This is a genomic window from Curtobacterium luteum (assembly GCF_001475545.1).
GTDB classification, from domain to species: Bacteria; Actinomycetota; Actinomycetes; order Actinomycetales; family Microbacteriaceae; genus Curtobacterium; species Curtobacterium luteum_A.
In genome coordinates, this window is record NZ_LDQC01000048.1 from 1 (window position 1) to 18,384 (window position 18,384).

The following is an 18,384-nucleotide window of genomic DNA, read 5'->3' on the forward strand; positions in this document are numbered from 1 at the left end:
CCCGTCCGTCGCACGGGCGCGCCGGCGCCGGGGGCGCGCCCGCCAGGTTCCGGAATGCTGCGTTCTCACGCGGGCACGCGCCGTCGATCGGAACCTCGGCGGACGTGAGCGGCGAGTCCTGGAACCTCGGCGCGCGCGTGCCCCGGCCCTCAGCTGCGCGCGGGCACCGGCGGCCCGACGACGAGCAGCCCCGAGAACACGAGGGCCACCGCCACGACGCCGATCACGACCGCGAGCACCGGGCGACGCACCACGAAGAACAGCAGGCGGTCCCGGAAGCCCGCGCGGCCCTCGGCAGAACGGCGCCATCCGCCGTCGAGCATCCCGCGCCGGGCGACCGCGACCTCGAACGGCACGGTGGCGTACGGCACGACGGCGCTGGCCCACCCGAGGACGAGCGCGCCGGAGGACCAGCGCTGGTTCACCGCGACGACCGTCGTCACGACGAGGTACGCGAGGAACACGAACCCGTGCACCCCGCCGCCGATCCGGACGCCCCAGTCGCCGGCGTCGAGGCCGTACTTCAGCACCATCCCGGCGATGAGCAGGGTCCAGGTCACGAGTTCGGCGACCGCGGCCGCACGGAACAGGGATCGGGGAGTCATGCCGACATCGTCGCGCACCCCTCCCGACAGAACCCCGACACCGGCAGCAGAACCCCGACACCGGCAGCAGCAGCCCGACCCGGACAGCCCGACACGCCGCCGGTCGTATCGATTCGACCCCCGCTCCGACTAGCGTGGACGGCATGTCGACGACGACACCAACGGACACCACACCACCCCTGCGCGTCGGGGTGATCGGCCTCGGCTTCGCCGGCACCACGCACCTCGACGCCTACACCGCGCTGCCCGGGGTCGAGGTCATCGCCCTCGCCGGCCAGGAGACCGACCGGCTGCACGAGCTCGCCGACTCGCGCGGCGTCCCGCACCGGTACGAGGACTGGCAGGACCTCGTCGCCCGCGACGACCTCGACATCGTGTCGATCGGCGTCCCGAACGCCCTGCACCACCCGATCGCGGTGGCGGCGCTCGAGTCCGGCAAGCACGTCTTCTGCGAGAAGCCGCTCGCCACGACGGGCGACCAGGCGCAGGAGATGGTCGACGCCGCCGTGCGGAACGACCGCGTGCTCGAGGTCGCGTACAACCACCGCCGGCGCGCGGACGTCCAGTTCCTCAGCGGCCACCTCGCGCAGCGCGACGCCGACGGCAGCGGGCCGATCGGACACGTGTACCACGCACGCGCCTCCTGGCTGCGGCGAGCGGGGATCCCCGGCATCCGGAGCTGGTTCGCGAACAAGGAGACCGCGGGCGGCGGTCCGCTCATCGACCTCGGCTCGCACGTGCTCGACATCGCCCTGCACCTGCTCGGCGAACCGCGCGTCGTGACCGCGAGCGCCGTGGCGTACAACGAGCTCGGCAGCGCCGGTCGGGGCGGCAGCGACCGGGACCCGGTGTCCGCGGCCACGGGGCGCCCGTTCGACGTCGAGGACTTCGCGAACGCCCTGCTCCGGTTCGAGGACGGGTCGAGCCTGCAGCTCCAGGCGAGCTGGGCCAGCTACTCGAAGGACGTCGAGGACATCGAGGTCGAGCTGCTCGGTTCGACCGGCGGCGCCCGGCTGTTCGTCCGCGACTACGCCACCGAGGGGACCGTGACGCTGTACTCCGACGAGCAGGGCGTGCCGACCGTCACCCGGCCGGGCGTTCGCGTCCCCGCCGGACACCACCAGCGCGTCATCGAGGAGTTCCTCGACACGATCCGCTCCGGTGACCAGGAGGGGCACCACGGGGAGTTCGCACTGCACCGCAGCCGTGTCGTCGACGCGATCTACGCGTCCGCTGCTGCGGGTCGAGAGATGGAGGTCACGGCATGACGAAGGACGCACCGAACATCGTCGTCTGGAACGAGAACGTGCACGAGAGCCGCGGCGACGCCACGGTCATCGGCCACTACCCCGACGGCATGCACGCCGTGATCGCCGCCGCACTGCGGGAGCTCGTCCCCGGCGCCGACGTCTCGACCGCGACGCTGCAGGAGCCCGAGCACGGCCTGACCGCCGATCGCCTGGCGCAGACGGACGTGCTGTTCTGGTGGGGTCACGCCGCCCACGACGAGGTCTCCGACGAGGTCGTGCAGCGCGTGGTCGACGCCGTGCACGCGGGGATGGGCCTCGTGGTGCTGCACTCCGGCCACTACTCGAAGCCGTTCAAGCGCCTGATGGGCACCACGTGCTCGCTGAAGTGGCGCAACGACGGCCAGGACCGCGAGCTCGTCTGGACGATCGCCCCGGACCACCCCATCGCCGAGGGCGTCCCGCACCCGATCGTCATCGACCAGCAGGAGATGTACGGCGAGTTCTTCGACATCCCGCGCCCCGACGAGGAGGTCTTCCTCTCCACGTTCTCCGGCGGAGAGGTCTTCCGGTCGGGCGTCGCGTACCGCCGTGGCCTCGGCCGGGTGTTCTACTTCTCCCCCGGCGACCAGGAGTACCCGGTGTACCACCATCCCGACGTCCAGCGGGTGCTCGCGAACGCGGCACGATGGGCTGCTCCGAAGTCCGAACGACGCGAGTTGACGGCTGACCCCCACCCTCGGGACTGGTTCACGGCGGAGGGTGCGGGTAGACAGGACGTGTGACGCAGTCCCCCACCGCGCTCGACCCCGCGGCCCGGCGCACCGCCGTCGTCGAGGCGCTCGGCGTGCTCGGGAGCGGACCGGAGGAGCGCTTCGACCGGATCACCCGGATGACGCAGGAGGCCTTCGGCGTGCCGCTGACGTTCCTCAACCTCGTCCACCACGACGTCGTCACCACGCAGTCGACCTTCGGGTGGCAGCAGGGGACGAGCGTGCCGGCGTCGGAGCAGTTCTGCGCGACGACGGTCCTGACGCCCGAGCCGATGGTGATCCCCGACACGGCCCTCGACGCGCGCTTCGCCGCCACCCCGGCGGTCGCCGAGCACGGGATCCGCTTCTACGCGGGAGCGCCGCTGTCGATGCTCGACGGCACGCGTGTCGGGACGCTCTGCATCATGGACGCCCAGCCGCGCACGTTCGGTGCCGAGGACGTCGCCCTGCTCCGCGACCTCGCACGCTGGGCGGAGCGGGAACTCGGGCACGCGATCGACCAGCGGCGGGTCCGTCGGGTGCTCGAGGGCCTCGCGCCGGAGCCGGTCGAGGTACCGGGACACACCGTCACGACCGCCGTGGCGCAGCCCGACGGTGGTGGAGGTGACGTCGTGGACCAGCGGGTCGCTGCGGACGGCACGCTGCACCTGACGGTCGGCACCGTGGTCGCGGGTCGCGCCTCGGCGCTCCTCGCCTCCGCGATCCGGGGAGCGGTCGCCGCTCGGACGGACGTCCCCGTCGAGCGCGCGGTCGCCGGCCTGGAGGCACAGCTCATCCCCGACCTGTCCCTCGCCGGTGCGGTCGCCACGCTCGTGCACGCGCGGCTCGACCCGGGGACCGGTCACCTGGAGCTCGTGGACCTCGGACACGGCCTGGCGGCCGTCGTCCGTGCCGACGGCACGGTGGAGGAACTCCGGAGCACGAGCCTCCCGGTCGGACTGCGACCGCAGGACTCCGTCCGGACGTCGGTCCCGGTCGACCTCGGGCCCGGGGACGTCCTCGTGCTCGCGTCCGACGGCGCGCTCCGGCTGCCCGGGGTCGACGGGCTGACCGACCTCGCGCGGACGGCCGCCGCGGGCTCCGGTGTCGTCCGATCACTGGTCGACTCGGCCGCACCGACCCTCGCCGCGGCCATCATCACCGTCCGCCGCGACTGACCGCCCTCAGCGCTGGCGGGGGCGAGCGGTGGGTCCGGTCAGGGCGACCACGAGCAGCGTCGCGAGCATCCCGACGCCCGCGAGCACGATCCCGAGGCCGAGGAGCATCCAGTACGCGCTGCCGACGACCTGCGGCTGCGTGATGGCGTCGGGCCACCACGCGTCGACGAGCGGGAACGTCGGCGGGAACGGGTCGAGCGCGAACACCACGAGACCGCCGAGCAGCATCGCGACGCCGACGCCGGCCATCGCGCCACGGGAGCGCCGGAGCATCCGGACGACCAGGGCGGTCGCCATCGCGGCGAGCCCGGCCACCGCGACGAGGAACGCCGTCACGACGACGGCCTGCGGGGCGAGCGCGAACCAGTCGAGCACCGCCACGGGCAGCAGCAGCCACCGACCCGTCCGGGCCAGGAGCGCCGGGTTCGTCCACGCCTGCATGCCGACGACCGTAGGGCACCGGTGCTGGGCGGCGACCGGTGATCAGCTGTGGCCGACCTGCACGGCTCGTCGCGCGAACCCGATGAGGAACGGCAGGACCGAGCCTCGGAGGGACGTTCCCTGTCGGAGCAGTCCACGCACGCGGAGCACTCCTGCCGTGACGACGACCCCCTCGATCCCGCCCTCGGCCAGCCGTGCGCGGCGTGCGTCCGCCTCGGGTGGGAACGCCGACCGCGGGACACGCACGACGACCGTGTGCAGGGTCGTGGTCGCCGTCCAGGCGCCTCGGACCCCACCACGCACGCGCTTCAGGCCCTCGACGACGAACGCGTCCGATCCGGCGGCGACGAGCAGGCGGTAGTGCATGCGCCGTCCGCCGACCGCGCTCGTCAGGATGTCCGCGAAGCCGGCGTCAACACGGGTCGGTCCGGCGGCGACGCCGGTCACGGTCCCGGCGGTGATGGTCGCCTCGTACCCGTCGCGCTTGCCGTCGAGGCGGTCGACACGGACCCGCAGGTCGTCGAGGTCGAGCAGGGCGGGGCGTCGGGAGGCGGTCGTCGTCGCCAACCGCACGATGCCGTCCCCGCCGCGTGGCCCGCGTGGCCGGACGGTCCACGGCACGTCCGGCACCGGTCCGACGGGGCCGACCATCCGCTCGTGGAAGGTGATCAGCGGCATGCCTCGCCCTCCTCGGACGTGTCCACGGGCGAGACCCGTGCGGGGTCGTCGTGTCCGGCGACGTCGAGTGTGAACCGGACGAGTTCGCCCCGGACGGCGCTGCCGATCGGCCACGCCTCGATGTCGATGCCGTGCCGAGCGCCAGCGCACTGCACGACCCGGACGTCCGCGCCGCCACGGGGAGCGACCGTCTCGGCCCAGCGCCGGACGGCCGGGACGTCGACGTACCGGTCGTCGTCGCCCGCGAGTTCGACGAGCGTCGGCACGGCCGCGGGCACCGGAGCGGCGACGGCCACCCCGGCGTGCGCGAGCAGTCGGCCGGCGAACACCGGGTCGAGGAACGGCGACGCCGGCCGGGGCGGACAGAGGACCGGCGCACCGAGGTTGTGGGTGAGCGCCCGCAGCCTGGAGATCCCGTCGCCCCCGGCGAAGGTGCGCGGGACGATCGCGGGGGACTCGAGCGCGAGACCCCGTACCGGGCGGCCGAAGGCCGCGCGGATCGACGGGTCCTGCACGAAGCGCGTCGCGAGCAGTCCGCCGAACGACCAGCCGGCCAGCACGAACGGCCGGTCCGGGTCCTGTTCGGTCGCGTGCACGACGCGTGCGGCCAGGGCACCGAGGTCGTCGAAGGACCACCGGTCGATCGCTCCGGCGTCCGTCTCGCCGTGCGAGGGCAGGTCGAACGACACGACCCGGATCCCGGCGGCGCGGAGGTCGGCGAACAGCGCGGCGTGGTTGTCGAGCCGGTCCGCGTGCCCGTGCACGAAGAGCACGTCCGCGACGGGTTCGTCGGCCGGGGTGACGACGCCGACCCGGACCCGGTGCGCCCCGCCGCCGAGGTCGGGAACCCGGAGGAACCCGGTCTGCAGGCCCGTGACCGGACCCGACACCGGACGCAGCCGGAGGGTCTCGCCCGGGAGCTCCGACCGGGACGGCGACGTCGTCGCTGCCGCACTCGCGGCCAGCACGCGGTCGGTGCGCACCGTCTCGACGACGGACGGCACGGTGCCGGCGGCGAGCGCGATCGCCGCCGCGACCACGAGCGCGACCCCCGCCGATCTGCGGGCCGTCACCGGGTGCCTCCCGTGCGGAGCGGCGAGCCGACCAGGGTCGGCAGGTCGCGCTCGACCAGCCGCTCGACCGCCCGTTCGGCGAGCGACGCGATCGTGAGCGACGGGTTCGCGCCGGTCGACGTCGGACAGAGCGCGCCGTCCACGACGTACAGCCCGGGGTGCACGTCACCGTCGGCCTGGAAGACCCGCCCGTCGGGGTCGCAGACCCCGTGGTCGACGTCCTCCGCCATCGCCGCACCACCGAGCGGGTGCACGGTGATCGGCGTGGCCGCAGGGACGCCCCGTTGCAGGAGGGCCCGTCGTGGGTTCCCGACGAACCGCGCGGAGGAGCCGTCGGACAGCACCCGGAGGTCGGCGAGTTGCCGGGCGTACACGGCCTGGGCGCCGGCCTCGGGCCAGACGATCCGCGGCTGGCCCCGCCCGTCGAGGACGACGCGGCCCTCCGACGAGTCCGTGCCCATCGCCAGCCACACCTGCGAGTGCTCGAGCGCGCCACAGCCCGGTGGGCAGCCTCCCGGCCGGATGTCGCACCAGACCCTGCTGTCGGCGCTCAGTGCGAACCGCAGGCCGAGGACCCGGCGGAGCGCCTCGGCGACGGGGTAGGGCAGCGCGCCGTCCTGCACGAGGTACCCGTCCGGACCGGTGCGCAGGTCGAGGGTGCTCGTGATCGTCGGCCCGATCGCGACCTCGGGCGCCGCGGCGTCACGTGCGCCGGTGCCGGAGCGGCGACCCGCTGCGTTGTACGACACGGAGAGGGAGTCGGCGTTCCCCGAGAACCGCGTCCCGAGCTGCGCGCTGGTCGCGAGCCCGGCGTCTGCGCTGCGGAGCAGGATCCCCGTCGTCCCGATCGCGCCGGCTCCGAGGACCACCACGTCCGCGTGCACCACGAAGGGCATCGGGGTCCGCCGACGACCCGACGCCGGGTGTCGCAGCCCGTGCACCTCCCAGCGTCGGCGACCGGATCCGGGGACGACCCGGGTGACCTCGGTCCGTGTCACGATCCGTGCCCCGGCCGCACGGGCCATCGGCAGGTAGCTCATCCACATCGTGGTCTTGGCACCGACCCGGCACCCGGTCACGCAGTTACCGCAGCGGGTGCAGGTCGGCTGGTGGACGCCGGCGGCGTTCGGACCGGGTTCCCCGTGCAGCTTCACTGCGATCGGCAGTCGCTCCGGCCCCCGTCCGTGCAGTCGGCCGAGGTGGGCGAGTGCCTCCGCCTTCGGGGTGTGCCGGTCCTCGACCTGCGGCCGGAGCACGGCACGCACCCGGTCGGCGTACGGGCGGAGCTCGTCGGCGTCGATGCCGCTCGGCCACTGCGCGTCGAACACCTCGGGTCGGGCCTCCAGCAGCACGTTCGCGTAGATGAGGGACCCGCCACCGAGGCCGTTCGCCGTCAGCCGGTCGACGTCGGCCCCGAGCTGCAGGTCGAAGAGACCGAGCGGGTTGCGACGGCTCCTGACCGCGCGGCGGACGTCGGCGAAGTCGGCCGGGAAGTCGTCCGGCAGCCACTCGCGCCCGCGCTCGAGCACGAGGACGTCGTCGGTCGCCGCGGCGACGCGGGCGGCTGCGATCGAGGCGCCGAAGCCGGAGCCGATGACCGCGACCGAGCACTCCTCGGGCAGGGCCTCCGTGGCGATGGGGCGGTACGTGGTCACGGCTGTCGCTCCTGTCGTGGCTCGGGTCCGTCGGCGAGCATCCGGTCCGCTGCTCGCTCGGACACGGCGAAGATCGTCATCAGGGGGAAGAGCGCCGGGATCGCCGGGAACACCGAGGCGTCGACGACCCGGAGACCGGTCGTGCCGCGTACGCGGAAGTCGCTGTCGAGCACCGCCGCGGGGTCGCCGTCGCGGCCCATCCGAGCGGTGCAGCTGGCGTGGTGGCCCCAGGCGTCCCGCCGGATCACGGCGTCGAGCTCCTCGTCGTGCTTCGCCGACCCCGGGTACAGTTCGCGATCGGTCGCGGCGTCGCCGAACCGGAGCCGGTGCGCGGTGGCGTTGACGCGGCGGGCCTCCTCGAGCCCTTCCCGCACCGCACGGAGGTCCTGGCGCACGCCGGCGGAGTCGCCACCGTCGTCGAAGTACCGGAAGTTGATCGCCGGGGTGTCGGTCGGGTCGGCGCTCCGGAGCCGGACCGAGCCGTCCATGCTCTGCTGGTACCCGCGGATCACCGCCCAGTTGAAGTGGTTCCCGCCGCGGAGGCCGTCCTCCGCGAACCCGGGACGGTACCCGGTGAAGTTCGACGGGGCGCCGAACACGAACAGCTCCGGGTGTCCGCTGCCGTGCGGCACCTTCCGCTTGATGCCGACGAGGATGCCGTTCGAGCGGTACAGGGCGTTCGGGTCGCCCGAGCGCCACTCGGTGAGCCCCGGGTCGCCCGGCTGCCCGTAGGTCTTGCCGTCGAGGACCGAGAACGGCCGCTCGTACTCCGTCACGACGGTCATCTCGTAGCGGTCCTGCAGGTTGCCGCCGACCCCCGGGGAGTCGACCACCACGGGGACGTCGTGCGTGCGCAGGTGGTCCGCCGGCCCGATCCCCGAGAGCATGAGGAGCTGCGGGGTGTTGAACGCGCCGGTCGCGACGACGACCTCGCGGCGCGCGGTCACCCGGACGCGTGCTCGATCCCGTGCTGCGGGGTCGAGACGACGCCGGAGCGGACTCGCACCGTACTGGTAGGGCGCGACGACGACGTCGACCCCGGTGGCACGTGGGACCCGTCCGGAGGTGTCGAACACGATCCGTTCCACGAGCGCGTCGGTCTGGACGGCGAGGCGGCCGTCGAGACCCGGGACGGCCTCGAGCAGGCGCTCCCGGGTGCCGTACCGCTTGCCGTCCCGTGACGACTGCGGGACGAGGAACGTGCCCTCGCGGAGGGCTTCCACCCCGCGGGGGTCGTTCGGGTCCAGCAGGGTCCCGCCGACGGTGCCGGCCTCGACGTCGACGTCGGACGCGGGCGGAGCGAGGTGCCCGGTCTCGACGAGCGCGGCGGTCACGATGCGGGCGAGCGTCGGGTCCTCGGTCAGGATCGCCGCCGGGGACGTCTCGATCGGCAGCCACTCCCGGACGCGGTCCTGGTAGCGCCGCATCACGAGGGCGTTCCAGCTCGGGTCGCCGGTAGCACGGCCGATGCGGTCCCAGTCGGCGGACTCGGGGGCCAGCATGAGCAGCGCGTGGTGCGCCGTGCAGCCGCCGAGGGTGGAGGCGCGCGGGTAGAGCACGCCGTCGCGCTCCGGGACGAACGCGGACCCGTGCGCGGTGGCGTCCGTGTAGTGCCGGACCCAGAAGTCCCAGCTCATCTGCGGGTCACTCGACGCGAAGAGGTGGAAGGCGGGGACGGCGTAGACGTCCGGGTCGGTCGTGGCCGGTCCGGCCTCGAGCACGAGGACGCTGTGCCCGGCCTCGGCGAGCCGCACCGCGAGCGGGACGCCGCCGGCGCCGGCACCGACCACGACGTAGTCGTACTCGGTCGCCGTCGCCAGCGCACCGGTGTCGACCGGGGGCCGGCGTGGACCGTCCGTCGGGTCGCCGACCGGACCCGGTCGTGCGGCGAACACGGCGCCGGCCGCCGTGACCGCGGCGGCCCCGGCGAGTCCGCCAGCGATGAAGTCGCGTCGCGACGGCCGCCCGGTCACCGTCGGGCCCCCGCCGGGGCGAGCACCGTGGCCACGACGGCTCCGGACACGACGAGCACCCCCGCCACCGCGAGCACCGGGAGTGCGACCACCGCGCCCCACAGGGCGGGCAGCACGAGCACCGGGACCCAGGCGAGGACGGACCGACGCCGCGTGGCGGTGACGACCGAGAGCACGAGCAACCCACCGAGACCGGCCGTCGAGGCCGCGGCGGTACCGACGGCCAGTGCGAGGACGAGCTCGGCCAGCTGGAGCGAGCACAGCACGAGCACCGTGACGATGCCGCCACGGGTCCGCGCCACGACGACCACCGCGGCGCTCCCGAGGACGGCCGCAGCGGCGAGGAGGACCGAGGGCCACGGCGCGGCGGAGGTGAGCGACGACGCCACGACCGGGACGGCCCCCGCGACCACCTGCGCGACGAGGACGACGACGGCGGTGACGCGCGTCGTCGACCAGACGGTGGACACCCCGGGGGCCCGTCCGACGACCGACCCCGCGGTGACGGCGACCGCGACCGCACCGGTCAGGACCGCGACGTCCGCACCGTCGACCGCGGCTCCGTCGTGCGTCAGGGGGTGCACGACCAGGGCGACACCCACGGGGAGGAGCACCGTGGTGGCGACCACCACGCTCCGTGCCGCGCCGACCGTGCGGATCCACCACGAGCCGACCAGACCGGCCACGACGACGGCGACCGGCACGACCCCGAACACGTGCGCGACGACGCCCCAGGCCAGCGTCAGCCCCTGCGCGACGACGAACTGGACGGGCGAGCGGAACCACAGGGCGATCCCGACGTTGACCGCCACGGCCACGAGCAGCACGGCGACGAGCGCACCGCCCAGCCCGACGAGGTTCACGAGTCCGAACAGGCCGAACGTCGCCGTCGCGCCGGCCCAGCCCGCCCACGCGCGAGCGGCCGCGGTCGATCCGGACGCCGCCGCCCGTCGGCCGAGCACGAGGAACACGACCGTGAGGAGCGTCAGCACCACGGGGAGGACCCACCCGGCGAGCAGCGGGAGGGCCTCCGAGACGATCAGGACGATCCCCGTCGCGAGGACGACGGTGCCCGCGGTGAGGACGGCGAAGCGACCGCGGTCCGGTGTCGACGTGCGCGGGCGCGGGGCTGCGGCGTCCGGCAGGTGGTCGAGGGGGGCGGGGTGTCCGGTGGTGTGCGACATGACGCGATCTGTTCGGATCCGTCGCTACGATCGACTGCGGAGGTCGTGCATGTCACAGGACGGACCCTCCCGGCAGCGGCGGGCCGTCGCGACACGGGCGGCGATCATCGACGGCGCCGCGAGGGAGTTCGACGAACGCGGCTACGTCGGCGCGTCGATGGACGGGGTCGCCGAGCGGGCCGGGGTCACGAAGGGCGCGCTGTACTTCCACTTCGCGTCCAAGGCCGACCTCGCCGGGGCCGTCGTCGCCCGCCAGCACGAGGTGTCCCGTGCCCACGCCGAGCTCGCGTACGCCCGGGGCCGGACGCCGCTCGAGTCGATGATGTGGATGTCGCAGGGGCTCGCGGTCCAGATGACCACCGAGGTCGTCGTCAGCGCGGGCATCCGGCTCTCGACCGAGCCGGCCGGCAACGGCATCGCCCGCCAGGACCCCTACACCGACTGGATGCGCGTGACGGCCGACATCTTCCGCGAGGCCATCGCAGCCGGCGAGGTCGACGACCGCTGGGACCCGGCGCTCATCGGCCGGGTCGTCAGCCCCGCGTACACCGGGGTGCAGGCCGTCTCGGACGTCCTGTCGGGCCGAGCAGACCTGTTCGAGCGGCTGCGGGAACTCTGGACCGTGCTCCTCGCCGCGTTCGTGACGGAGCGGACGCGGCCGGAGATCCCCCGCCTGGTCGCGATCATCGCCCCGGACGCCGAGGGACGACCGGTCCGGTGACGCGGGTCCCCCCAGGGACACCCACGTCACCTCAGCACGACGATACCAACCGGTACGTTCCTGCTCCGACCCCCGTTCACGGGTGCCGCGGGCGCTACCCTCGTGCCGTGCCCACACCCGCCGCCGAGGTGCACGTCGACGTCCCGCTCGTGCGCGCGCTGCTCCGTGCCCGACACCCCGACCTCGCCGACCGGCCGCTCACGGTCGCGGCGAGCGGCTGGGACAACGTGCTCGTCCGGCTCGGCGACGACCTGGCGGTCCGACTCCCCCGGCGTGCTGCGGCCGCACGGCTGATCGAGCACGAGCAGCGCTGGCTGCCCGACCTCGCCCGCCGCGTCGCACCGGTGGTCCCGGTCCCCGCGCCGGTCCGCACGGGTACCCCTGCCGAGGGGTACCCGTGGGCGTGGAGCATCGTCCCGTGGCTGCCGGGCGTCGCCGCGGGCGAGCGGGTCGGCGGCAGCCGGGTCGGCGCGGCGCTCGCCGCCTTCCTGGAACTCCTGCACGTGCCCGCCCCCGCGGACGCGCCCGTGAACCCGGTCCGGGCCGTCCCCCTCGCGCAGCGCTCCGACGCGGTGCTCCACCGGTTGACGACCGCGGACGTGCCCCGCGGCCGGGAGCTGGCCGCGGTCTGGCGGACCGCCGCCGACCTGCCGGCGTCCACCGAGCCTCCCGTCTGGGTGCACGGCGACCTGCACCCCTTCAACCTGCTCGTCGAGCCGGACACCGACGGCGACCGCCTGACGGCGGTCGTCGACTTCGGCGACGTGACCTCAGGAGACCGCGCCGTCGACCTCGCGACCGCGTGGCTGACGCTCGACCGGGAGGCCCGGCGCGGCTTCCGGACAGCGCTGGCGGTCGACGACGAGACCTGGGAGCGGTCCCGTGGTTGGGCCGTGTCGATCGCCTCGGCCCTGCACACCACCTCCGACCCCGCGTTCCGCGCGGTCGGCCGGCGCGCGATCGACGCGGTCCTCGACGACTGAGGGCTGTTGCGCTGCACGGACCCGGGGTTACCCTGACCCCCACACATCCGTGCACGTGAAGATCGGAGGGGCCTGATGACCCTCGAGTTCCGCGTCCAGCACGACGTCGCCACCGACGCCTCCCCCGTCCCCAGTCCGCCCGCACGCCGTGGGATCCGCGGCCTGCTCGACCGGTACGCCGCCCACCGCTCGGCCGTCCGGACCCGCCGTGCAACAGCTCGCATCGAGGAGCTGCACGAGCTCGAGGCGCTGCTCTCCGACGCCCGCGCGGTCATCGAACGCGGCTGGATCCAGCACGCCTGGTTCGCCTACCTCGACGACCACGGCCGCATGCGCAAGGCCTCGAGCGCCTCCGCCGTCGGCGTGCAGGGCCGCCCGCTCGTCGGCGCCTGCCTCGTCGGCTCGGTCGTCTACGCGGCCGGCGGTCCCACGGCGGTCCACTCGCAGCGGGTCCAGCGCGCCCTCGACCTCGTCTGGAACGCGCTCGCCGTCGATGAGGGCTCCCCCGTGCTCTGGTGCCCGGCTCCCGACGTCCGGATGGCGCGCGTCCGCGACCTGACGAGCTGGAACGACCGTGCCTCCCGGACCGCGGCGGAGGTCGCGGGTCTGCTCCTGACGGCCGAACGCGTCGCCGTGCACGAGTCGGCGCGCGTCCGGGCGACCGTCCCCGACCCGGGTCTGGCACGATCGGGAACATGAACGACGAGGTCCCCGACGACGACGTCCCCGAGGTCCGCCCCGCGGCCCCGGGGACGGCCGTCGCCGACCGTGCGGTGACCGGCTCCGAGAAGGAGACCCTGCACCGCTACCTCGCGAAGCACCGGTCGGCACTGCTCGCCAAGGTCGAGGGACTGGCCGAGCGGCAGGCGCGTTGGCCGCTGACCCCGACGGGCACGAACCTGCTCGGGCTCGTCAAGCACGTCGCGGGTGTGCAGGCCGGGTACCTCGGCGAGGTCTTCGGCCGACCGCTGCCCGACTCCCCCGCCTGGCTCGAGTCGTGGGAGGGCGACGACATGTACGCGTCCCTCGACGAGACCATGGCCGACGTGATCGCGTTCCACCACCGGTCCGCCGCGCACGCCGACGCCACGATCGCGGCGCTCGACCTCGACGCCCGCGGCGCCGTCCCGTGGTGGCCCGAGGAGCGCCGCGAGGTCACCCTCCACCAGGTCCTCGTGCACCTCGGGTACGAGGTCGCCCGGCACGCCGGCCACGCCGACATCGTCCGCGAGATGCTCGACGGCACCGCGGGCGACGGTGACGGCAACCTCGCGGAGAAGAGCGCCTCCGACTGGGTCGCGTGGCGTGAGCACCTCGTCGACGTCGCCGAACGGGCCGGGCTCCGCGACCTCGGCGCATAGCCGACCCCCGCTCGGTATCGTTACCGTTCTCCCAGGGAGGACGTGCGGCACCGCGGGTGACCAGGCGTTTTCATCGCGCCTGCTCGGATTTGACCCGTCGATCCGAACATTTGCAGATGTACAAGAAGCGAAGCGCTGCGTAGCTTGGTCCGCGTTCGTGCCCCGATCTGCGGGCACTTCGACCGACCAGGAAGGAGCGCCCACCCGTGTTCCAGTACGTCGTGGAGCGATGGGACCAGATCTGGTTCTCCTCGTGGCAGCACTTCTCACTGGTGGTCCAGTGCGTCGTCCTCGCCACCCTCATCGCCGTGGTGCTCGCCGCACTCGTCTACCGCATCCCCGGACTCCGAGCCGCCGCGAACGAGGTGTCGACCGTCGGGTTGACCCTGCCGTCGTTCGCCGTGATCGGCCTGCTGCTCGTCCCGCTCGGCTTCGGCGTCGTCCCGTCCGTGGTCACCGTGACCTTCTTCGCCGCGCTGCCGATCCTCCGCAACGCGGTCGTCGGACTCGGTGAGATCCCGGACACCGTCGTCGAGTCCGCGCGCGGCATCGGCATGAGCCGCTTCCGCACCCTCGTGCAGGTCGAGCTGCCCATGGCGTGGCCGATCATCCTCACCGGCGTGCGGGTCTCCGCGCAGATGGTGATGGGCGTCGCCGCGGTCGCCGCGTACGCGCTGGGCCCGGGGCTCGGTGGCTTCATCTTCTCCGGGCTGTCCCGACTCGGCGGCGCGAACGCCCTCAACTCCGTGGTCGTCGGCACCGTGGGCGTGGTCCTCCTCGCCCTGGTCCTCGACCTCCTGCTCCTCGGCCTCGGCCGTCTGACCATCTCGCGAGGTATCCGTGTCCAGCACTGAACGCAGCAGCACCGCCACCGCCGACCCGGCCGTCACCGGGCGGGGGATCTTGCTCGACGAGGTCACGAAGCGCTACCCCGGCCAGGCGAAGCCCGCGGTCGACGGCATCACGCTCGAGATCCCGGCCGGCAAGGTCGTCATGCTCGTCGGCCCGTCCGGCTGCGGCAAGACCACCACGCTCAAGATGATCAACCGCCTGATCGAGCCCACCGAGGGTCGCATCGTCGTGGGCGAGGACGACGTCACGAACATCGACGGCGACGAACTCCGTCGACGCATGGGCTACGTCATCCAGGCCGGCGGCCTGTTCCCGCACATGACCGTCGCGGCGAACATCGCGATCGTGCCGAAGATGCTCGGTTGGTCGAAGGACAAGATCGCCGCCCGTGTCGACGAACTCCTCGACCTGGTCTCCCTCGACCCGGACACCTACCGTGACCGGTACCCCCGCGAGCTCTCCGGCGGCCAGCAGCAGCGCGTCGGTGTGGCCCGGGCGCTCGCCGCGGACCCGCCCGTCCTGCTCATGGACGAGCCGTTCGGCGCCGTGGACCCGATCACCCGGCAGCGGCTGCAGGACGAGCTGCTCCGCATCCAGGAGGAGCTGCACAAGACGATCGTCATCGTCACGCACGACTTCGACGAGGCCGTGAAGCTCGGCGACTGGATCGTCGTGTTCTCCGAGGGCGCCCACATCGTCCAGTACGACACCCCGGAGCGGATCCTCGCCGAGCCCGCGAACGAGTTCGTCGAGAACTTCATCGGCTCCGGTGCCGGGCTCAAGCAGCTCACGCTGAACCGGGTGCGTGACGTCGAGGTCGAGTCGGCCGTGACGTGTTCCCCCGGTGAAGAGGCGAAGGCCGTCCTGCAGCGCATGCGCGAGGCGGGTGGCCACGGGCACGCCGTCGTGGTGGACCGTCGTCAGCGGCCCATCGGCTGGCCGACCCGTCGGCAGATCGAGCGGCTCGACCGCATCCCCGAGGGCATCGATCCGACCCTGCCCGTGGTCGGCGAGGCCGCGACCCTCAACGACGCGCTCGACACCATGCTCGTGTCGAGCGCCGGTGCCGCCCTCGTGACCGGACGTCGCGACGCGTTCCGCGGAGTCATCACCGTCGAGACCGTCATGGACGCCATCACGAAGTCGCGCGCCGCCGCGGCCGAGGAGCAGGCGTACACCCCGGTCGGCACGAACACCAACCAGATCGAGACGATGCCGCCCGCACCGGCACCCGCCGAGGAGCGCACCGATGGCTGACGCCGTCGCGAGCGGGATCGATCGTTCCGCACGCAGCGCATGGCGCTCCCTGGTCCTGCAGCCGGTGGTCATCCTCGTGGCACTGGTCGTGTTCGCCATCTGGCTGAACACCGCCGATCTGACCGCCACCGAGCGCAGCACCCTCAACCCGGCGGACATCCTCGACCTGACGTGGCAGCACCTGACGCTCACCGCCGAGTCGACGGCGATCGTCCTCGTGCTGGGGATCCCGCTCGGGATCGTGCTGACCCGAGGCTGGCTCCGGAGGGCGAGCGGGGTGATCCTGGCCGTCGCGAACTTCGGGCAGGCTGCGCCAGCGGTCGGCCTCATCGTGCTGCTCGCGGCGTGGTTGGGTCTCAACAGCTGGTCCGCCGTCGTCGCCCTCGTGCTCTACGCGATCCTGCCGGTGCTCCGCAACACGATCATCGGCATCGAGAGCGTCGACCAGCGACTCGTCGAGGCCGGTCGCGGGATGGGGATGAGTGCCTTCTCGGTCCTCGTCCGGGTCGAGCTCCCCCTCGCCGTACCGGTCATGCTCGCAGGCATCCGTACTGCGCTGGTGCTCCTCGTCGGGACCGCGACGCTCGCCACCTTCATCGGTGCAGGTGGTCTCGGGCTCCTCATCACGACGGGCGTGAAGCTGTTCCTCCCGTCCGTCCTCATCTCGGGAGCGGTCCTGGTCGCACTGCTCGCCCTCGCCATCGACTGGCTCGGCCGCATCGTCGAGACGGTTGCCCGACCGAAGGGACTTCGATGAAGCGCACACACTTCGATGACACGGTGCTCGACCCTCGGAGGAGCCGACGCCGGCCCAGGGTCGTTGCGGTCACCCTCGGCGCCCTCGCCGTGATCTCCCTCGCGGGATGCGGACTGCAGCCGTCCACTGCGTACGTCCCCGGTGTCGAGCCGGCGTCGATCGAACGGATCGATGACCTACCGGCCGGTGCCCACGTCACCGTGACCTCGAAGGACTTCACGGAGCAGCTCGTCCTCGGCAAGATCGGCGTCATCGCGGCCAAGGCCGCGGGCTTCGACGTCACGGACGAGACCAACGTCCCGGGCAGCGTCGCGGTGCGGCAGCTGATGCTCGACGGCGGTGCGGACATGACCTACGAGTACACCGGGACCGCATGGCTCTCGTTCATGGGGCACTCCGACCCCATCCGCGACCCGGAGGAGCAGTACGTCGCCGTCCGGGACCAAGACGAGCAGAACGGCCTCTCCTGGCTGCGACCTGCACCGATGAACAACACGTACGCATTCGCGGTCCGGTCCGAAGCGGTCGACGGGCTCGATGGCATCACGCGGCTGTCCCAGGTGAAGGACCTGCCGAAAGCCGAGCGGACGTTCTGCGTCGAGTCGGAGTTCTACTCCCGGCCGGACGGGTTCAAGCCGATGCTCGAGAAGTACGGATTGCAACTCGGCGGTGGTGCGAACGGAGTGCCTCGCGACAATGTGAGCATTCTTGACACCGGCACCGTCTACACCGCGACCGACCGGGGGAAGTGCAATTTCGGCGAGGTCTTCACGACCGACGGACGCATCAAAGCACTCGGGTTGTCCGTGCTCGACGACGATGGGCAATTCTTTCCGAATTACAATGTCTCACCCGTGCTGAACACCGCGACACTCAAGACGTACCCGCAACTCCAGGACGTGTACGACCAGATATCGCCGAAACTCACCGATGCTGTCCTGCAGGAACTCAACCGCCAGGTGGACGTCGAAGGACGCGAGCCCGCCGATGTGGCGCTCGACTGGATGGTCGATGAGGGGTTCGTCAAGCGTCCCTGACGTCCGGCGCGCCACGTCGTCCCTGGATCGGGACGGAAGCCTGCCCCCGGATCGACCGGTGGCAGGCTTCCGGGCTCGTCAGAGTGAGCAGCTGACGTACGGCTTCTCCGCGGAGGTGGCCTTGCCGTAGAGCGTGGTCACCGCGAAGTACGTCGTGCCGACAGGGAGGACGTGATCCTTGACCTTCCCTGCTTTCCACTGCAGCGCACCCGAACCGCCGTCCTGGATGAGGATCCCTCCGCGCTTGCCGGTCGTGATTCCGACCCCCACCCGTCGTGACGAGCCGCAGTACCCTCCGAGAGCGACCACGTTGCAGGTCGTCACACCGCCGCTGTACTTGCATTCGATCTTCGGGAGCTTGGCGGCACTCGCCGGCGCGGGTGCAATCATGAGCCCCGCTGCCACGACGACCGCGCCGATGATCCCCAACATTCCCTTGCGCGTGTTCATTACTTTCCCCTTCGTGATTCACGGCAGGGCCGTTCCGACCCCCTCTTCCACCCTCGTACACATTCGTGGAGTCGGCAACCCCGAGCCGGGGATGATGTCGGGATCACCGCTATCCGGAATTCGGCGATCCGCGACGTCATCTGCCCACTGCATGACGACGAGGGCTTCATCAGCAAGGGC

General features: G+C 72.6%; 19 protein-coding genes. 11 read left to right on the forward strand and 8 right to left on the reverse strand.

Going from position 1 to position 18,384, the window contains the following annotated elements; all coding sequences use genetic code 11:
• Positions 1–149: 149 nt before the first annotated feature.
• Entirely contained in the window at positions 150–605 is a 456-nt protein-coding gene (locus tag NS184_RS08880; RefSeq protein WP_058725764.1) for a DUF3817 domain-containing protein, read from the reverse strand.
• A 143-nt stretch (positions 606–748) separates the two neighbouring features.
• On the opposite strand from NS184_RS08880, the gene NS184_RS08885 reads away from it, so the two are divergent.
• Genes NS184_RS08885 through NS184_RS08895 form a run of 3 tightly spaced genes read left to right on the forward strand, consistent with a single transcriptional unit; the run spans position 749 to position 3,782 of the window.
• Entirely contained in the window at positions 749–1,873 is a 1,125-nt protein-coding gene (locus tag NS184_RS08885) for a Gfo/Idh/MocA family protein (RefSeq protein WP_058725832.1), read from the forward strand.
• Positions 1,870–2,637 (forward strand): ThuA domain-containing protein, encoded by a 768-nt coding sequence (locus NS184_RS08890; RefSeq protein WP_058725765.1) that lies wholly within the window; start codon positions 1,870–1,872, stop codon positions 2,635–2,637. Before NS184_RS08885 ends, NS184_RS08890 begins: the two co-directional genes overlap by 4 nt.
• Positions 2,634–3,782 carry a PP2C family protein-serine/threonine phosphatase gene (locus NS184_RS08895; RefSeq protein ID WP_058725766.1) on the forward strand — a complete coding sequence of 383 codons (1,149 nt, stop codon included), beginning with the start codon at positions 2,634–2,636 and terminating at the stop codon, positions 3,780–3,782. Before NS184_RS08890 ends, NS184_RS08895 begins: the two co-directional genes overlap by 4 nt.
• Positions 3,783–3,788: 6 nt before the next feature.
• Here the strand turns inward: NS184_RS08895 and NS184_RS08900 are convergent, their stop codons facing one another.
• Genes NS184_RS08900 through NS184_RS18315 form a run of 6 tightly spaced genes read right to left on the reverse strand, consistent with a single transcriptional unit; the run spans position 3,789 to position 10,786 of the window.
• Entirely contained in the window at positions 3,789–4,223 is a 435-nt protein-coding gene (locus tag NS184_RS08900; RefSeq protein WP_058725767.1) for a hypothetical protein, read from the reverse strand.
• A 42-nt stretch (positions 4,224–4,265) separates the two neighbouring features.
• Positions 4,266–4,901: a hypothetical protein gene (locus NS184_RS08905; protein ID WP_058725768.1), complete on the reverse strand. Its 636-nt coding sequence runs from the start codon at positions 4,899–4,901 to the stop codon at positions 4,266–4,268.
• The gene (locus tag NS184_RS08910; RefSeq protein ID WP_058725769.1) at positions 4,892–5,974 is read right to left on the reverse strand and encodes an alpha/beta hydrolase; all 1,083 of its coding nucleotides are present in this window, start codon (positions 5,972–5,974) and stop codon (positions 4,892–4,894) included. Before NS184_RS08910 ends, NS184_RS08905 begins: the two co-directional genes overlap by 10 nt.
• Entirely contained in the window at positions 5,971–7,629 is a 1,659-nt protein-coding gene (locus tag NS184_RS08915; protein ID WP_058725770.1) for a GMC oxidoreductase, read from the reverse strand. Before NS184_RS08915 ends, NS184_RS08910 begins: the two co-directional genes overlap by 4 nt.
• Complete coding sequence (locus tag NS184_RS08920; protein ID WP_058725771.1) at positions 7,626–9,602, reverse strand: GMC family oxidoreductase; 1,977 nt, start codon at positions 9,600–9,602, stop codon at positions 7,626–7,628. The genes NS184_RS08915 and NS184_RS08920 overlap by 4 nt, the downstream gene beginning before the upstream one ends.
• Positions 9,599–10,786 (reverse strand): hypothetical protein, encoded by a 1,188-nt coding sequence (locus tag NS184_RS18315; RefSeq protein ID WP_058725772.1) that lies wholly within the window; start codon positions 10,784–10,786, stop codon positions 9,599–9,601. Before NS184_RS18315 ends, NS184_RS08920 begins: the two co-directional genes overlap by 4 nt.
• 49 nt (positions 10,787–10,835) lie before the next feature.
• Here NS184_RS18315 and NS184_RS18320 point away from each other — a divergent pair, with 49 nt between their 5' ends.
• From NS184_RS18320 to NS184_RS08965, 8 genes are all read left to right on the forward strand, one after another.
• Complete coding sequence (locus NS184_RS18320) at positions 10,836–11,507, forward strand: ScbR family autoregulator-binding transcription factor (RefSeq protein ID WP_058725773.1); 672 nt, start codon at positions 10,836–10,838, stop codon at positions 11,505–11,507.
• Between the two features lie 107 nt (positions 11,508–11,614).
• Positions 11,615–12,490: a phosphotransferase gene (locus NS184_RS08935; RefSeq protein ID WP_058725774.1), complete on the forward strand. Its 876-nt coding sequence runs from the start codon at positions 11,615–11,617 to the stop codon at positions 12,488–12,490.
• A gap of 75 nt (positions 12,491–12,565) precedes the next feature.
• Complete coding sequence (locus tag NS184_RS08940) at positions 12,566–13,189, forward strand: DUF6197 family protein (RefSeq protein WP_058725775.1); 624 nt, start codon at positions 12,566–12,568, stop codon at positions 13,187–13,189.
• Positions 13,186–13,851 (forward strand): DinB family protein, encoded by a 666-nt coding sequence (locus NS184_RS08945; protein ID WP_083513575.1) that lies wholly within the window; start codon positions 13,186–13,188, stop codon positions 13,849–13,851. The genes NS184_RS08940 and NS184_RS08945 overlap by 4 nt, the downstream gene beginning before the upstream one ends.
• Before the next feature lie 206 nt (positions 13,852–14,057).
• Entirely contained in the window at positions 14,058–14,705 is a 648-nt protein-coding gene (locus NS184_RS08950) for an ABC transporter permease (RefSeq protein ID WP_058725776.1), read from the forward strand.
• Complete coding sequence (locus NS184_RS08955) at positions 14,692–15,960, forward strand: ABC transporter ATP-binding protein (protein ID WP_058725777.1); 1,269 nt, start codon at positions 14,692–14,694, stop codon at positions 15,958–15,960. The genes NS184_RS08950 and NS184_RS08955 overlap by 14 nt, the downstream gene beginning before the upstream one ends.
• On the forward strand, positions 15,953–16,717 hold the full coding sequence (locus NS184_RS08960; protein ID WP_058725778.1) for an ABC transporter permease: 765 nt from the start codon (positions 15,953–15,955) through the stop codon (positions 16,715–16,717). Before NS184_RS08955 ends, NS184_RS08960 begins: the two co-directional genes overlap by 8 nt.
• A complete protein-coding gene (locus NS184_RS08965) occupies positions 16,714–17,754 on the forward strand; it encodes a glycine betaine ABC transporter substrate-binding protein (protein ID WP_058725779.1) in 1,041 nt (346 codons plus the stop codon). The genes NS184_RS08960 and NS184_RS08965 overlap by 4 nt, the downstream gene beginning before the upstream one ends.
• Positions 17,755–17,832: 78 nt before the next feature.
• Here NS184_RS08965 and NS184_RS08970 read toward each other — a convergent pair whose 3' ends face one another.
• On the reverse strand, positions 17,833–18,204 hold the full coding sequence (locus NS184_RS08970) for a hypothetical protein (protein WP_152998146.1): 372 nt from the start codon (positions 18,202–18,204) through the stop codon (positions 17,833–17,835).
• Positions 18,205–18,384 lie beyond the last annotated feature (180 nt).

Coding starts and splice junctions, on each gene's coding strand:
- NS184_RS08960 (WP_058725778.1), top strand. CDS start 15,953: ATGGCTGACGCCGTCGCGAGCGGGATCGATCGTTCCGCACGCAGCGCA.
- NS184_RS08885 (WP_058725832.1), top strand. CDS start 749: ATGTCGACGACGACACCAACGGACACCACACCACCCCTGCGCGTCGGG.
- NS184_RS08965 (WP_058725779.1), top strand. CDS start 16,714: ATGAAGCGCACACACTTCGATGACACGGTGCTCGACCCTCGGAGGAGC.
- NS184_RS18315 (WP_058725772.1), bottom strand. CDS start 10,786: ATGTCGCACACCACCGGACACCCCGCCCCCCTCGACCACCTGCCGGAC.
- NS184_RS08900 (WP_058725767.1), bottom strand. CDS start 4,223: ATGCAGGCGTGGACGAACCCGGCGCTCCTGGCCCGGACGGGTCGGTGG.
- NS184_RS08945 (WP_083513575.1), top strand. CDS start 13,186: ATGAACGACGAGGTCCCCGACGACGACGTCCCCGAGGTCCGCCCCGCG.
- NS184_RS18320 (WP_058725773.1), top strand. CDS start 10,836: ATGTCACAGGACGGACCCTCCCGGCAGCGGCGGGCCGTCGCGACACGG.
- NS184_RS08940 (WP_058725775.1), top strand. CDS start 12,566: ATGACCCTCGAGTTCCGCGTCCAGCACGACGTCGCCACCGACGCCTCC.
- NS184_RS08970 (WP_152998146.1), bottom strand. CDS start 18,204: ATGAACACGCGCAAGGGAATGTTGGGGATCATCGGCGCGGTCGTCGTG.
- NS184_RS08880 (WP_058725764.1), bottom strand. CDS start 605: ATGACTCCCCGATCCCTGTTCCGTGCGGCCGCGGTCGCCGAACTCGTG.
- NS184_RS08905 (WP_058725768.1), bottom strand. CDS start 4,901: ATGCCGCTGATCACCTTCCACGAGCGGATGGTCGGCCCCGTCGGACCG.
- NS184_RS08890 (WP_058725765.1), top strand. CDS start 1,870: ATGACGAAGGACGCACCGAACATCGTCGTCTGGAACGAGAACGTGCAC.